The 14,553-nt window shown below is 33.9% G+C and carries 17 protein-coding genes and 1 pseudogene; 5 read left to right on the top strand and 13 right to left on the bottom strand.

The features are described 5' to 3' along the window. Positions 1–44: 44 nt before the first annotated feature. Positions 45–821: an SDR family oxidoreductase gene (locus JNUCC25_RS08455; RefSeq protein WP_140457068.1), complete on the bottom strand. Its 777-nt coding sequence runs from the start codon at positions 819–821 to the stop codon at positions 45–47. Between the two features lie 442 nt (positions 822–1,263). Here JNUCC25_RS08455 and JNUCC25_RS08450 point away from each other — a divergent pair, with 442 nt between their 5' ends. Then, positions 1,264–2,103, top strand: coding sequence for an alpha/beta fold hydrolase (locus JNUCC25_RS08450; protein ID WP_098526663.1), 840 nt, complete (start codon positions 1,264–1,266; stop codon positions 2,101–2,103). 318 nt (positions 2,104–2,421) lie between these two features. Here the strand turns inward: JNUCC25_RS08450 and JNUCC25_RS08445 are convergent, their stop codons facing one another. From JNUCC25_RS08445 to JNUCC25_RS08415, 7 genes are all read right to left on the bottom strand, one after another. After that, positions 2,422–2,835: a YjdF family protein gene (locus JNUCC25_RS08445; protein WP_098322036.1), complete on the bottom strand. Its 414-nt coding sequence runs from the start codon at positions 2,833–2,835 to the stop codon at positions 2,422–2,424. A 526-nt stretch (positions 2,836–3,361) separates the two neighbouring features. Further along, on the bottom strand, positions 3,362–3,592 hold the full coding sequence (locus JNUCC25_RS08440) for a hypothetical protein (protein WP_063671160.1): 231 nt from the start codon (positions 3,590–3,592) through the stop codon (positions 3,362–3,364). Between the two features lie 250 nt (positions 3,593–3,842). Continuing rightward, positions 3,843–4,532, bottom strand: a complete 690-nt coding sequence (locus tag JNUCC25_RS08435) for an alpha/beta fold hydrolase (RefSeq protein WP_013056370.1) — start codon at positions 4,530–4,532, stop codon at positions 3,843–3,845. Positions 4,533–4,697: 165 nt separating this feature from the next. Then, complete coding sequence (locus tag JNUCC25_RS08430) at positions 4,698–5,621, bottom strand: LysR family transcriptional regulator (protein WP_025601740.1); 924 nt, start codon at positions 5,619–5,621, stop codon at positions 4,698–4,700. 404 nt (positions 5,622–6,025) lie between these two features. Next, a complete protein-coding gene (locus JNUCC25_RS08425) occupies positions 6,026–6,601 on the bottom strand; it encodes a hypothetical protein (RefSeq protein WP_025601741.1) in 576 nt (191 codons plus the stop codon). Between the two features lie 95 nt (positions 6,602–6,696). Beyond that, a complete protein-coding gene (locus JNUCC25_RS08420) occupies positions 6,697–6,915 on the bottom strand; it encodes a hypothetical protein (protein WP_143256310.1) in 219 nt (72 codons plus the stop codon). Between the two features lie 227 nt (positions 6,916–7,142). Next, positions 7,143–7,448 (bottom strand): hypothetical protein, encoded by a 306-nt coding sequence (locus tag JNUCC25_RS08415; protein ID WP_025601743.1) that lies wholly within the window; start codon positions 7,446–7,448, stop codon positions 7,143–7,145. Between the two features lie 131 nt (positions 7,449–7,579). On the opposite strand from JNUCC25_RS08415, the pseudogene JNUCC25_RS08410 reads away from it, so the two are divergent. After that, positions 7,580–7,684, top strand: a pseudogene (locus JNUCC25_RS08410) (GNAT family acetyltransferase); the annotation flags it as partial. Between the two features lie 198 nt (positions 7,685–7,882). Here the strand turns inward: JNUCC25_RS08410 and JNUCC25_RS08405 are convergent. Then, positions 7,883–8,386: a DinB family protein gene (locus tag JNUCC25_RS08405; protein ID WP_053487079.1), complete on the bottom strand. Its 504-nt coding sequence runs from the start codon at positions 8,384–8,386 to the stop codon at positions 7,883–7,885. A 96-nt stretch (positions 8,387–8,482) separates the two neighbouring features. Between JNUCC25_RS08405 and JNUCC25_RS08400 the strand changes: the two genes are divergently transcribed. After that, positions 8,483–8,917 carry a hypothetical protein gene (locus JNUCC25_RS08400; protein ID WP_029324321.1) on the top strand — a complete coding sequence of 145 codons (435 nt, stop codon included), beginning with the start codon at positions 8,483–8,485 and terminating at the stop codon, positions 8,915–8,917. A 274-nt stretch (positions 8,918–9,191) separates the two neighbouring features. Beyond that, complete coding sequence (locus JNUCC25_RS08395) at positions 9,192–9,806, top strand: DUF998 domain-containing protein (protein WP_140456721.1); 615 nt, start codon at positions 9,192–9,194, stop codon at positions 9,804–9,806. A 112-nt stretch (positions 9,807–9,918) separates the two neighbouring features. Here the strand turns inward: JNUCC25_RS08395 and JNUCC25_RS08390 are convergent, their stop codons facing one another. Beyond that, positions 9,919–10,515: a YdcF family protein gene (locus JNUCC25_RS08390; RefSeq protein WP_013056361.1), complete on the bottom strand. Its 597-nt coding sequence runs from the start codon at positions 10,513–10,515 to the stop codon at positions 9,919–9,921. 145 nt (positions 10,516–10,660) lie between these two features. Continuing rightward, on the bottom strand, positions 10,661–11,572 hold the full coding sequence (locus JNUCC25_RS08385; protein ID WP_057274689.1) for a C40 family peptidase: 912 nt from the start codon (positions 11,570–11,572) through the stop codon (positions 10,661–10,663). Between the two features lie 315 nt (positions 11,573–11,887). Between JNUCC25_RS08385 and JNUCC25_RS08380 the strand changes: the two genes are divergently transcribed. After that, complete coding sequence (locus JNUCC25_RS08380) at positions 11,888–12,400, top strand: DUF2062 domain-containing protein (RefSeq protein WP_029324317.1); 513 nt, start codon at positions 11,888–11,890, stop codon at positions 12,398–12,400. A gap of 166 nt (positions 12,401–12,566) precedes the next feature. Here JNUCC25_RS08380 and JNUCC25_RS08375 read toward each other — a convergent pair whose 3' ends face one another. Both JNUCC25_RS08375 and JNUCC25_RS08370 read right to left on the bottom strand, forming a co-directional pair. Beyond that, positions 12,567–14,036 (bottom strand): hypothetical protein, encoded by a 1,470-nt coding sequence (locus JNUCC25_RS08375; RefSeq protein WP_035439291.1) that lies wholly within the window; start codon positions 14,034–14,036, stop codon positions 12,567–12,569. 100 nt (positions 14,037–14,136) lie between these two features. Continuing rightward, positions 14,137–14,520 (bottom strand): YkvA family protein, encoded by a 384-nt coding sequence (locus JNUCC25_RS08370; protein WP_013056357.1) that lies wholly within the window; start codon positions 14,518–14,520, stop codon positions 14,137–14,139. Between the last annotated feature and the right edge of the window lie 33 nt (positions 14,521–14,553).

The following is a 14,553-nucleotide window of genomic DNA, read 5'->3' as shown; positions in this document are numbered from 1 at the left end:
ATACAAAAATCCGCTAAAAAGTGGAAGGCCGCTACTATGTTAAATCACCAAAAGCCTCCATCTGAGTGAATAATTTGTCCGGTAATCCATTCTGATTCTTCACTTGCTAAAAAGATAACTAATTTTGCGGCATCCCGGGGCTCACCAAGTCGCCCCATCGGGAACTTTGGCAGTAACTCTTCCTTTAACTTACTGCTCATCCAGCCAGTGTTAATTGGTCCAGGATCTACAGCATTAACAGTAATTTTAAGAGGTGCTAATTCAATAGCAACTGATTTAGTAAACGTAGAAACAGCCCCTTTCGTTGCAACATAAGCCAAATTCCCAGGCTCAGGTGACTTATCTTGACCTGAAACCATATTAATAATTCGACCGCCATGCTTACCTTCTATTAGACGTGCAAACTCAACAGTCAAAAGACACGTACCTCTAACATTCACGTTATAATGAGCATTAAGAATATCAGCATCTATAGAACGAAAATCTACGTCCACAGAATGTGTTGCGTTATTTACAAGGATTGATGGAGAACCTAGTTTGTTTTGAACTTCATCAAGCAGCTTTCTTGGTGCATCGGGTTGCGATAAATCCAATTCCATTGATTCACATCGCACTCCCAGACTGCGAATCTCTTCCATAAGATGTTTCGACCATTTAAAATCATCTTCATTGCAATAATCCATTAAACGATCATACTTTGACCAATGAGTGAAAAAAATATCTGCGCCTTCTCTAGCTAATTCCCTGCATATTTCAGTACCAATACCTTTTGCCCGACTAGCACCAGTAACAACCGCAATTTTATTTATTAACCGCTTCATAAAGCATCTCCTCATGAGAACGTTGAATTCATATGCTCACCAATAGCACACGAATTCAGCAATCCTGTATATGTATATTAATCTATCAAGTTGTAATAAATGAAAAAATGTAATTAAAGTTTAAAAGGTATTTTCTCCATATTAATCATTCATTCTTATTTCACCTCACATAAGTATTTTTCCATACATGCATTCAACTTTCCTGCCTTATCAACATGTTACAAACAGTAAAAGCTGTATCCCCCCTAGTCTCCAACAAGTTTAGGCTCTTTTCTTAGTTACATTTTCAAGAACGTTATATTTTACTTTTTAGTAAAAAGGTAAAGAGGTAGACAGAATAATGGATTTCCTAAATAAAATTTCAAAAGGAAATATCCTTATTTTAGAGAACTTAATAAAGGGCTGCTTTTCATTTCTCTAACATTTAAAAGGAGGTACACCAATGAATGAACAGATACTGAAAATTAACAAAGTGGAAATTTGTACAGAAAGTTTTGGAAACCCTAACAACCCGGCTGTACTGCTAATAATGGGAGCAATGTCTTCGTTAGATTGGTGGGATGAAGACTTCTGTCTTCGTCTTGCCGAACGGGAGAGATTTGTTATTCGTTACGACCATCGTGATTTAGGGCGATCTACCACTTATCCACCCGGTACTTCTAACTATACAATAACGGATATGGCTGATGACGCAATTGGTGTTTTAGACGCTTATTCTATAGAAAAAGCTCATATTGTTGGAATGTCTTTGGGCGGAATGATAGGTCAGATTCTTGCTCTTAGATATCCGGATCGCATAGACTCCCTTACTTTAATTGCATCAAGCGTATTTGGAACGGAGGCGGAAAAATTGCCCCCAATGGATCAGCAGATACTTGATTACCACACAAAGAGCACTTCCATAGACTGGTCAAATCAAGAGGAAACCGTTCCCTACCTTGCAGGTGGATGGGAAATTTTAAGTGGGACAAAACCTTATGAAGAGGAAAGAATGTATAAGCTAGCAGAAAGAGAAGCTGCCCGTGCTAAACAGCTGCCGAGTAGATTTAATCATGCTTTGCTTCAAGGAGGCGGACAATATTATGACAGGCTGAGTGAAATTAACATACCTACGCTGATCATTCATGGAACAAAAGACCCCGCACTGCCGTATGAACATGGGCTTGCTCTTGCAAAAGCTATTTCTCATGCTAAATTAATAGCTCTTGAAGGTACAGGACATGAAGTTCACAGCGAGGACTGGGAACAAATTATCCAATCAATTGTAGGGATTAGCTCCTAAAAATAAACTGGATAATGCTATTTATTTAACGATACTAATACCTAATGCTGGAGGGTACAGTTTTAAAATAGATGATCAGAAATTCTCAGTATCTAGGCAAGAAATGAAACAATTCATTTCCAAAAACATTCAAACTTTACCAGATAGCAATAAGTTATTTGATAAAGAAAAAGCACAGCAATTTATAGATTATAATAAAGAAAAGATAAATAAAACAGCTAAATCGGCAGCTATTCGACAACAATTCTTTAAGAATGTTCCTATCATAAAAAAATAATAACAAATAAAGAGCCTTATGCAAGGCTCTTTATTTGTTTTCTATTTGCCTTTGTGCTTGGCTTTTGCCTTTTGTTTTTTTATAAAATACTTTTGTTCCTTCAGCTCTTCACGATATTGTTTAGCTTTCTTTTTTCTACTTTTTTTCTTTTCTTCGTACTCCTTCTTCACGGCTTCTTGAGCTTTAGTCGAAATACCAACATTATTTATCTCTTTTGCTACTTGGCGCTGTAAGCGTTTTGGATTTACCTTTTTATTAGATTTTATTTTTACATCAAGACCTGCATGAACTGATTGATTGATCACCTCTAGCAATCTGTAATTAATAAAGTCTAATATCTCTGTATCTTTTGGTTCTGCTCCAAATACATAACGAAATGCTTTTAACTTACCGCCTTCTACAACTTCAATAATTCCTATCCAAAACTGACCATCATGGTAAATCGTTAGTGACATAACGATTCCCTCCTCTAAACATACTATGAAATGATGGACATCCCGAGGAGGGGAAGGTCACTGACATTAATATATTAATGCATCCGGACTACCAAGCGAATTGTGTTTTTACATCTTATATACAAATTTTAACATAAAGCTATTTAATATCACTACCTTCTTTTATTTGTCGCCAAAATTCATTGCAAAAAATAAAAAGCCCGCCATAATAAATATTGGAATTACTACAAAAGAGATTAAACTAAAATATTTCATTAGCCCTTTTTCTTGTTTTCCAAAAGCTATTATTCCAAATGAGAATCCTATTAAGTAAACAGTAATACATACAAAATTTTGGATCTATGTATGGGTGTGAAATATTGTCCAACACCAACAACCATTCCAAGCAACGATAACCACAGTGAATATTGACTAAAACGTTTTTCCAATTTGGTCCTCACTGAACTAGGTACATGTTTATATGGCCCATTTAGTTATCAGTTACTATAATGTACTTAATCATCGGTAGAAAAAGAGCTTGGATGAATCACTCCAAACTCTTTTTTCTATAAAGAAAGAAACCTATTACCGCTCCGACTACAGCTATAACTACACTAAAAGGAATTAAATGAATAATAAAATCACTAAGGTTTAAATAAGTTGTTTCTGTTGCACCATCACCGACTGATTCAACTTCTTTATATGGGATTACAAAGAAACCCATTGATCCTCCTAAAATAAGGCCATAGAAAAAACCTTTTTCTATAAATTTCAACAAGAAACTCTTCTCCTTTCAAAAATGCTCATTTAATGAGTTATAGCATTCCCTATAGCTATTAAAAGGCATTTATTTATCTTCCATAAAAATTATTTAATTATGAATTTTATTACATATAAGATATATATTAACATATGTACAGATTAAAAGGGAGACTAACGTATAGTCTCCCTTTCTATAAAAGTTTAATAACTTTTAAAAATGCTATTTACTTAAACAGTCTTTCAAATTAAATAAAAGATCCAGAAAGTCACGAAGCAAGGAAGCTTTTCACAGCAGTTAAAAAAGCGGATAAGTTTCCTACATGCACCTCATGTCCAGCCCCTTCTATCGTTACTAATTTACAATTTGGAATGCGCTTAGAAACTTCCTGCAATTTATCTTGAGGAATATGGCTGGATCCTCCTCCTATGATGAGAGTAGGTGCAATTATCTCTGTAAGACTTCCCCACCATTTAGGATTGGGGTTGTTTAACTGTTGAAGAATTGAAGGTACAACCTCCCAGTCAAACGGTAAAGAACCAGGCGGTTTGGCAGGAGTTTCAAACTTTTCTCCTGTAAAAGGTGGAGGAGTGTCTTCAACAATCAATTGATCTACCCTTTCTGGAAATGTTTCAGAAAAAAGATAGGACACCGTACCACCCATAGAATGCCCAATCAACGTAAAGCTCTCCAAATTCATCGCATTTACAAACTGAAGTAAGTCATCGCACATAAGTTCAAACGTATAGGTGCCGGTTCTCTCACTTCCACCGTGTCCTCGCTGATCTAAAGCTAAAAACCAATATTCCTTCCCTAATACAGCTGCTACTTCATCCCAAGACTCTGCACTCATTCCCAAAGCGTGAAGTGCAATAATGGCGGGTGCCGAAGCTTCACCCGCCTCTCGATATTGAAATGTTAAACCATTTAGTTCGATTTGATTTACTCTCATTTCCAAATCAGATCAACTCCTAACTCAGATTTCACCAATTAAAATCTAGTTTATTAAGGTTCATCTATATATTAGTGAAGGAATGAAGATTTCCTTCACCTCTTATCTTATTGGGAAAGATATTAGATTATTTTATGGATCCTGTTTAATTCTTTAGTCAGCATAATGCACCTAGAGTTTTTTACTTTCGATACCTATATAATTTAAACCAAAAGTACTGCAAGCCAATTGAATAAAAGATTGTAAAGGAAGAGACATAAATTTATCTTTATGCCAAAACATTTGTGTATAAAGAGGCGTATCAACTTTAGTACAAGCCAATTCTTTTAATATGCCTTTCTCAAGCTCTCCTTTTACTACTACTTCGGGCAATATGGCAATACCTAAATCTAGCATGACGCATTGCTTAATAGCTTCCACGCTTGCAAATTCAAATTTAGTTGATGTACAAATACCCGCCTCGCGAAACAAGTTTTCCAATACTACCCGGTATGAACACCCCGACTCAGTATACAAAAGAGTCTCATTTTCAAGCTCTTCTAAGTAGATATCCGCTTTATCAGCTAAAGGATGCTGAGGAGAAGCAATAATTTTTAAGTCTTCTGCAACAAGACATTGTGTATGTAGATTTGCATCATGATGCTGAATAGGCTCCATTGTAAAGGCGATATCAAGAGTGCCGTCTAGTAGCTGCGCTCTTGTTTGTGCTTGAGAGTAAATGGGCTTAAAAATCATTTTAACCTTTGGAAATTGATCCTTAAACTCTTTTAATATTGGAGGTAACCTATACGTGCACTGGCTTTCAGAAGATCCAATAATAAGTGTACCCGCAGGCTCCTCCACTCCACTTACAGCGTTTTTTGCTTCCTTAGTCAATTGAATCATTTTATCAGCGTATCTTTTAAATTCTCTACCTGCCTCTGTTAAAACCAAGCGCTTCCCTAAACGTTCAAATAAAGGCGTTTCAAGTTCATTCTCAAGAGCTTTTATTTGAGCGGTAACGCTTGATTGAGCAAAGTTCAAAATTTTAGCTGTATATGTAAAATTTAAATTTTCTGCAGCTGTTTTAAATGTAATTAGTTGTTTTATTTCGATTGTCCTCACCTCTGTGTAATCGGATATTACGATTGATTCAATCGTAATGTTCATCTGTAACGATTGTTAATTTCATTATAAAATATGGTAAATCAAACCACAACATACTAAATATAAAGAGATAAGGGGAAATCATAATGACTACAAGAAAAGAGAATAAAAAGGAATCAATCAGTTTAACACAAAAAGATACAAGTGAAAAAAACTTCAAATACTATTGGAATGAAATTATTCGAGCGCTTATCATAACTAAATAAGTAAGGCTAATCAATTTTATTTTTGGTTAAAAAGGCTATATAAAATAAATCCACCTACAAGCGCTTAAATATAAAAACAATAGTCCGCTAACTCTGTATATCGTCAGAGTTAGCGAGCTATTAGCCTATTTAAATTTAAAATCATGTTTATTGACTTGAATCTAATCTGAATTTGGCAATATCCTTTCCATCTTGGGAGATAATGAGTGTACCCTTTAACGCATTAGCTTGTAACTTTTTTAGTTTTTCTTCAGTTGGCAAAAGAGGTAATTCATTATTTTTTTGTTTTGCTCCTAAGGTATAATTAAGAGTAAATTTACTGGTTCCTTTAGATGGGATCTCTCCTATACTCATACCAAACCCTAACTTACTGTTATCCATATCATAAATATTTGAACCAATTGCTTCTTTTACAGCTGATACTAACTCCTTATCTGGTTCTATGCGAAGTTTTGTTTTATCAAGATCAGAGAGAGCCATAATATTATTGGACGTGTTTTCAATCGTGAATGTATAGTATAACTCGGTTGGAACGATACGTTTACTTTTATTCTTTTTATCAGGTACTATCATCTCCCCAACGATTTTTTTATCATCTGTTAGCCTTACCTCTGTTTTTTGTAATTTTAAGTGCTCGACATTGTTTACATACTCTGTATTTGAACAAGCAGAAATTATAAATACTAGAAAAGCAATAAATAAACTAAGAGAGAACTTTTTCATAACGCAGCCCCTTCTTTATTCCAACTATATTTCAAGAGAAAAATAATACACCCTCTTTAATTAACATAATGGATTTTGTAGACACTTTAGCGTCTTTATTGACGAGAATATAAAAACCACATAGGCATCTCCGTGTTTTCAATTAGCAACGCTTGTTTATGCTTAGGATCACCTTTAATAGCATAAACAAAATCCTCATTTTGTGTTTTACCAAAGGCTCTAAAATATTTCTTAGAGTCATACTTTGTTTGATCAGCCATCTCCGTACATTCATAATTTCCATACGTATCGCTTGAAAGCTTTGTGTTAAACATATTATCGTCTTTTCACATCATGACTCCTTTCAATTTAAGCTGCATCCTTCTTTTTTAATTCCCAGATAAGAGCAATGGTGGAAATAGCTCCACCTACCGCAAAGAGATAAGAAGAAAACGGTATTGTTTCATGTATGAATAAACCTCTTACTCCATAAAAACACAGGATAATAGTGCTGATTAAACCAATCATAAGCCGAATATTTTTATTAATCTTTTTCTCCCCCTTAGGATTTTCCCTGCACCTGATCCTTTATCATAAGTCCAAATATAGAGAAGAAGTTTAATGCAATCAGCAATCCATAATAAAAGCCAAGCCCTTCAAAAAACAAAGAGAGAATAGAAAATATTATAGATTCAAAGCCAAATAACATAATAATAAGGCCAATTCCTTTAGCGAGCTGTTTTTCATCCTTAGGTGTAAATATCTTTCCATACCCAGCAATGAAATTAGTATTACCTTTTTTCCATACACGTTTCCCAATATAAATAATGAAGCAGCTTACTAAACATATAAATAATACGTGCAACATCAGATATTACCCCTTCTTTACACACTCTAATTTAACATATATAGTATATTTTACCATAAATAATTTACAAATATTATGTATTAAAGGTGGACTCATAAAATATAACACTATAAAATATATACATACTAATTATGGATATCTTAATTAAACAAGAACTCACTGAAGAATATAATAAAACTGAAGAAGTTGTGAAAAGCGCTTTTTTAAATGAAGAATACAGCGATAAGAAAGAATATTTTGACGTGCCTGAAGAATTCTTTATGGCCTTAGAGTTAACAGAGGATTATTAAAAAATATGCAAGGTGTTGTGCATTACTCAAAAGCTTTTTCAAAGTAAGTACTAACTGATTAATTAGGTTTTACGTAAAGGCTGCCTGGAAAATAATTTTATAGTATTTTCTGTGGACAGCCTCTTTTTTATTTACCTGATATTATTAAAGCGGTGGGTTTTCCACACCTAAATGAACCCAATCTTCTTTTGGAGGTCCATAAACTCCAGCAGGTTTTAGGCCTGCTTGACGCATAAGAACTGTAATTTGACCTCGGTGATGAACAATATGCTTGATTAGTCCCATTAAGATTGCCGCATTTGATTGCTTTCTACCAAACGCTTCTTGCGTATGTTCTAAAGATTCATCTGTCCATTGCTGTTCAATAATTTTAGCAGCGTGAGAACTTACATTTTTGAAGGTTATAGCGATTTCCTGGGCAGAAGATGGAACGCTTGCTGTACTTTCTATCCTGTCTATACTTAATCCAAACTCAGTTAGGTAATCTGGAATATTTGTTGTAAAATGCCAAGCGATTCTTCCTAACGTACGTCCTTCAGGGTAAACTTGTTGTTTCAACGAATCATCTGTCAAGCTATCCAAAACTTTTTGAGTTAGCGTGGCTTCGCTGTTCCATTCTTTGATAAAATCTGAAATGGTGTTATACATGTAAAAAACCTCCTAATATAAATCTAATCTAAATTAACACTTAAATAATATCATAGAAAAAACCAGTTGGCTTATTTACTAAAGAAAGGAGATTCTATGTTATTTAAAGCTACTGCTCAAAAAACTATTGTTTTTCCTTTATTACTTTTAAATAATTTATTACTCATTCAAGCAGTTCAATATAAAGCACTTGATTTTTTACTTCTTTTTGCTATCCTTTGTTCGTTTCTTTCCCTTTTCCTCAGATATGAATTTCAGATAGACAAAGATACTTTAACCTATAGAACATATATATTATGGTTTAAAGTATATGCAAAAACAGTTAAACCAACGGACATTAAAAAAATTGTATTTAAACGGTTAAGTTGGAAAACAAAATTAGCAGTAGTAAAAGTAGAAAACGGGTGGAATATGCGAATAGCATTATTTAATCCACCAAATGTTTTTAAGGAATTAGAAAGATTTGCACATGAATATGATGTAGATATTCAAAAAACATCAGATTATAAAATTCTAGAGAAAACGTCCTGAATTTCACCGCGTTTAGAATACATTAACTTTACGTATGGGTGCATAATCAGCATCTATTCATTTCTAATTAAGACGCTTTTGGACCTCTTTACTCCTACAAAAAATTAGTAAAGAGGTCCTTCTATTCTTAACCTACTATAAGCATCTCTAAGTTTAAACACTTTGTCCTCCCTCCTCACATCAACCTCAAGCCCTACATAAAAATAGGCTTCAAGACCACTCTGTTTAACATTATTTGGATATACAATTCGTATATAACGCTTTTTAAGAGGTGATGATTCTGTATATATCAAAAAAGGTTGGCATTTTAAGCTGGTTTGCTACTTGCTTGTATTTTTTAGTTGAACCTTTCTTTATTTTGACTTCAACTGCTCCCTACAGTGTTTTAAATCACGCAATGAGTGATCTTGGCGTAACTTCTTGTGGAACCTACACCTATTCAATTGCACCTCATGAAATTTGCTCTCCTGACCATTTCTGGATGAACGTATTGTTTATTATAAACGGATTAACACTTTCAATTGGTGTTCTGTACATTTCACAAAACCTAAAGAAAACAAAAATAACCCAACTAGCAACAGCTTTTATTCTTATATTAGCTTTAGGTAACATTGTTTCAGGCCTTATACCGGCTGATATAAATTTATTTTGGCATTCAATATTCGCTCAACTTGGCATGATCACTGTTTTAGCTGGTCTTTGGATATATGCATCCTCTTTAACCAGCGGCAAGTATTGGACTTATGGCTGTTTAGTCTCCTTACTAGTCATCCTCATACTCATCATGCTTGTATTTTTTGTTCCTATGCCTACCGGTCTGCTGCAAAGATTATTCTATTTAGTAATCTTTATATGGGGCACCGTGCTTTCCTTTATGTTAAACAAGTAATCCATTATCATTCCGTTTCATATGAGCTTACAAGATTACGTTCAACTACTCGTAGTTTTAAATAGCAAAAAGTCCATAGAGGCATCCCCTATGGACTTTTTATACGATTTTGTTAGATAAATTCTCTTAATAATTCTTTAGATTTCTTTCCGCTAAAACCAAAATAATTGCCAATAAGCTTGACGTATTCTGTGTAGGTAACTTTTCTATTTAAAGCAGTTTCCCACCACCTCTGTGGATTATAATAGCGACTTCCACTAGAACAATAGGTTAATTGTATTTGGGTATCCTTAAATTCTTTATTAAAGTTTTTTTCTGCCCTTTTCATATGATAGTTGGAAGAAACAACGATAGCGGATTGAAAATGATAGTTCATCATTAGCCTTTTTGTGAATTTAGCGTTTTCCGTAGTACTTGTAGCGTGATTTTCTAATATAATTGAATCCTCAGGTATCCCTGATTCCTTGGCTTGATGATAAAAATTATTCTCTTGACCATTCGAAAGGATTAAATGAGCCGCATAGCCTTTTTTATATAATTCAATTCCTTTCTCCAGTCGATCATTATCACCACTTAACACAATAATCACATCAGATTTTACCGGCTTTTCGTTTACCACAAGCTCTTTCCCGGCAAACAGAAAAAAAATAATCCCTAATCCCAGCATAAATATACTAATTTTTATCCTTTTACCTTTAATTTTTTGCATATAGACCCTCATTTAAAAAGTTCACTTCATATCGTATCATAAAGCTCAATATTCATAAAAATAAAAAGGTAATCTCCAAAAAAATTTTAATTCTTAACCTTGATCTTAGCCTTCTCGTTCTTGGTAACTAGTGCTTTGTAGTTTATTAGAAGACAGACTTACTTCCTAAATAACGAGGTGCCCAGTAAGAATTGCTTAACGATGCAATAGTTACACCAGTTGAACTTCCAGCATGAATAAACTGCCCGTTTCCAATATAAATTCCAGCATGTGAAGGACCTCCAGTAGTATCAAAGAACACAATATCTCCTACATTTGGAATAGATGTATTTTTTCCTGACTGATACAAGGTAGCTACTGTTCGCGGTACAGTTACTCCACCTCCATTTTTAAATACATAATAAATGAAACCACTGCAATCGAAACCACTCGGAGACGTTCCTCCCCAAACATATGGTACGCCTATGAATTTTTTGGAATAAGCAACAATATCACTAGCTGTCGCTTGCGTTGAACTATTGACAGTTGAAGAACCAGTGGAGCTGCTAGATGCGTTATTTAAGGCATTTAAAGTAGCCGGACCTACTATTCCATCCACGGCTAAGCCATGATCCCGTTGGAAATTCATAACCGCAGTTTGAGTAACTGTACCAAAATATCCTGTTGGTGTGGCGTTAAAGTAACCTTTGTCCTTTAACAGTTGCTGTACTTTTTCAACTTCATTACTAGTCATTCCATATTTTAAAAGTGTACCGTTTGTAACCGTACTTGTTGAATTACCTATTAACGCTTGATATGTATTAGATCCTACAATTCCATCAGCGGTTAAACTATGAGAACGCTGAAAGCTTAAAACTGAATCTTTTGTAATTGAACCAAAATAGCCAGTCGAAGTAGCTGAAAATATCCCCTTCTGTCTTAAAACATCCTGTAATTCTTTTACGTCTGGATCTGTCATACCTTCTTTTAATAGCTTGTCTCCTAAAGCTGCCTGGCTTATTGTTGGTAAAACAATCAATGACGAGCATAGAGCTAATGAAGAAATTATCTTTTTCACTAAGTATATCCCCCGATGTTATATTTTTCTTGTTCTTGACTATAAAATTTTAGCAGGGAGAAAGAGAAAAGAAACAACCTATTTATGAATTTTTTGTGACATTTTCAAAAATCACTTGATTTATTAGGAGGTAATTATTTGTTTTGTCATATAAAGTATAAATATACTTATAATGGTTAAACCTGTTGTTCTTGAATCTCATTTTTCTTTTTAATTATGTGACGCTAAATCTTAAATACAATAAAACACCTTTCTGTAATGGTGGACACCAAAAGGAAAGATAGGATGCCAGCGCGAAGAGATAGGAGGAATAATATGAGCAAATTAGTATTTTTGAAGCGCCGGTTTAAATACTTACTTATTAAACTATTAAGATTAAAAGATCATTCACATAAAGTTGCGCTAGGTTTTAGTCTAGGTTCTGTTGTGAACTTTGTTCCTACCTTTGGATTGGGCCTTATAATATCCGTAGGTTTAGCTAAATTATGTAAAGGAAACAGCATAGCAGGTCTCATTGGTGGAATGTTTTTTATGTGGGCCTTTCCGTTGATGTTTTACTTGAATACAGTAGTGGGAGGATATATATTTCCAATCGACCTTGATCAAACTTTATTTCAAAGTGCAGATGAAAATTTGGACAATCGACTAGAACTAGGAGCGAAAGTAGGAAAGAATTTTTTAACGGGAATGTTTCTTAATAGCTTTTTGTTTGGAAGTATACTCTATATTGTTAGTTACTATATTATAAATCAGTACAGAGGCTTCCTCTTACACTACATCTATAAGAAATGGATAGTAAAAAAACACACTAAAAAAACGGATAATTAGCTCAATTTCAACATTTATTTTTAATTGTAAAGCGATATAGCTGAACATTTTTTAAAAAGGCATAGAGATAAATTAGCCCATAATTGATACCTATGGTTATCAATTATGGGCTATACGATCGTTGTTTCTGTTTTAAGATAAATATGGAGGAAATAAAGGACTGCTCTCATTCCTTTGTTGAAGATAATACAGTTTGTTTCACCCATTTTTTTCGATTTCTTTGGTCAATTATCCATTGATATAAACTTTGTATACCTAGTATCAGAGAAATTATGACACCGCTAGCTGCCAGGATTAATGCAAAATATTCTACAGGATTGTACGCAAGTATATTTCTCCATGTGATTTTTCCGATAAAATCATTTACTACAAGCCCCATTCCAAGCATTTGACCTACTACGGAATAAAGAGTCAAAATCAGCAATAACAGGCTGTCTTTTTTCGCGTTAACGTTTTCCTGGTATCTAAATAAACTCTCTAGAGATTGTTTAGCTTCCTTATATAACAACTCAATATTGAAATTTTTCCTAAGAAGATAGAAAATATCACGGCTTCGGGACTGAGATACTATTTCAAGCGAAAAATAATTGGCGGTAAACGAATTAATGGAATAAATTAATTTTTCCATTTCTTTCACGTCTTTTTCAATATTTAGCTCTGTATAGGTATTAGCTAATTTTAATAAAACGATCTTGTGAAAAAGATTTAATACAAGCCCGTAGTAAAATTCTCCATAAAACTGATTAGCTAGATCAGGAGTTGTACGTTCATCTTGAATCGTTATACAAGTAAAAATATGTTCTTCTATCAGAAAATAAGTGCTAGGAGCCCAGCGCTGATAAGCATGTTTTTGTAAATATTCTTGAATGTAAGGCAGGTTATTAGCATGAACATATGGCTTCCCCTCTACAGTTAAGCCGCAAAGACTTCCCATTCGATAAACATCAACTACATCGATTTTTTCATTTTTCTCTAACGCCACTAAAGATTGGACATACATTCTTTCATCTTCAAAAAAAGAAAAGGTTTCAAAATAAGAATTTTCCTTTGAATCACCTTCAAAAAAGCGGGAGAGCCCCTCAAAGAGGTTGTTAAATACAAATTCCCCTGCTCCCTTGTATATCTTGCCATCGCATTCAATTTTTGTACTGCTATCTTTTCGTGTTCGTGGTTCTAATACGCGAAAGCGATCTGCGAATTCTAAAGAATGAGACAATGACATAGACGTAAAGGGTTTCAACTCAGTTCGAATGGTTAAAAACCCAAGTTCATAAGGACATGTAGTTAAATCAACAGAGTGTATTTGAAAAGGAATGCACTCTGTATCTGTAATTAGCTTACCTCTTATATTTAAAGGTTTTGAATATCTATGAAGGCCTTTTTCTTTTTCTGAATGTGGAAAGAGTATCTTATTAGTGAAAGACAAATAATACGCCTCCATATCACGATGTGAGACTTTAAAATCGCCGTAATATGCACATTCGTCTTCTAGTTGATTTAACTGAAATAGCTTAAATCCGCTCTTTTTTAAAAAAGAGGAGATAGTAGATTCTGTTCCTTGCTTTAAGGAAAAAGGGAAAACAAATTGAAAGAGAGCTCTGTCTATCTTTTTTTCTTGGATATCAATTTGCTGCATTTGCTCTAATGTACTCCTTTCAATTATATATATCATTTACCATTTTGTATCATAACGATCGATAGTAAACCTAATATATTTTTTCTTGATAAGAGTTCATTCAATTTAATAATTTAAAAACAGTAAAACAGCTCCAAGTAAAAATAAGTAGCCATACTATGATAATAATTGAACCCGCAACCCAATTTTTAGGTCGTTCATTTTGAATGAGCTCTTCTGCTTTTATTGCGCAGTCCTCTATAATACTTGTAGGTAGCATCTTCAAAGCAAGCATAATTCCTAAAGGAACAATGATTATATCGTCAATATAGCCTAAAACCGGTATAAAATCAGGAATTAAATCGATTGGACTGAAGGCATATGCAACAACACAAGCAGTAAATACTTTGGTATACCAAGATACTCGTTCATCTTTATAAGCTAAGTATAAGATAAATAGCTGCTTTTTTAACTTTTTAGCCCACAGCTTTAATTGATTAAGCATGTTTCCTATTCTCCTTTGCTATATATCTGGACG

Source organism: Priestia sp. JNUCC 25 (assembly GCF_053667915.1).
The sequence above is the reverse complement of the archived record's forward strand: the minus strand, read 5'-3'. Positions and strand labels throughout refer to the sequence as shown.

Coding starts and splice junctions, on each gene's coding strand:
- JNUCC25_RS08415 (WP_025601743.1), bottom strand. CDS start 7,448: ATGTTGCACGTATTATTTATATGTTTAGTAAGCTGCTTCATTATTTAT.
- JNUCC25_RS08375 (WP_035439291.1), bottom strand. CDS start 14,036: ATGCAGCAAATTGATATCCAAGAAAAAAAGATAGACAGAGCTCTCTTT.
- JNUCC25_RS08450 (WP_098526663.1), top strand. CDS start 1,264: ATGAATGAACAGATACTGAAAATTAACAAAGTGGAAATTTGTACAGAA.
- JNUCC25_RS08405 (WP_053487079.1), bottom strand. CDS start 8,386: ATGTATAACACCATTTCAGATTTTATCAAAGAATGGAACAGCGAAGCC.
- JNUCC25_RS08455 (WP_140457068.1), bottom strand. CDS start 821: ATGAAGCGGTTAATAAATAAAATTGCGGTTGTTACTGGTGCTAGTCGG.
- JNUCC25_RS08420 (WP_143256310.1), bottom strand. CDS start 6,915: ATGTTTAACACAAAGCTTTCAAGCGATACGTATGGAAATTATGAATGT.
- JNUCC25_RS08370 (WP_013056357.1), bottom strand. CDS start 14,520: ATGCTTAATCAATTAAAGCTGTGGGCTAAAAAGTTAAAAAAGCAGCTA.
- JNUCC25_RS08395 (WP_140456721.1), top strand. CDS start 9,192: ATGATTCTGTATATATCAAAAAAGGTTGGCATTTTAAGCTGGTTTGCT.
- JNUCC25_RS08445 (WP_098322036.1), bottom strand. CDS start 2,835: ATGTCACTAACGATTTACCATGATGGTCAGTTTTGGATAGGAATTATT.
- JNUCC25_RS08390 (WP_013056361.1), bottom strand. CDS start 10,515: ATGCAAAAAATTAAAGGTAAAAGGATAAAAATTAGTATATTTATGCTG.
- JNUCC25_RS08425 (WP_025601741.1), bottom strand. CDS start 6,601: ATGAAAAAGTTCTCTCTTAGTTTATTTATTGCTTTTCTAGTATTTATA.
- JNUCC25_RS08400 (WP_029324321.1), top strand. CDS start 8,483: ATGTTATTTAAAGCTACTGCTCAAAAAACTATTGTTTTTCCTTTATTA.
- JNUCC25_RS08380 (WP_029324317.1), top strand. CDS start 11,888: ATGAGCAAATTAGTATTTTTGAAGCGCCGGTTTAAATACTTACTTATT.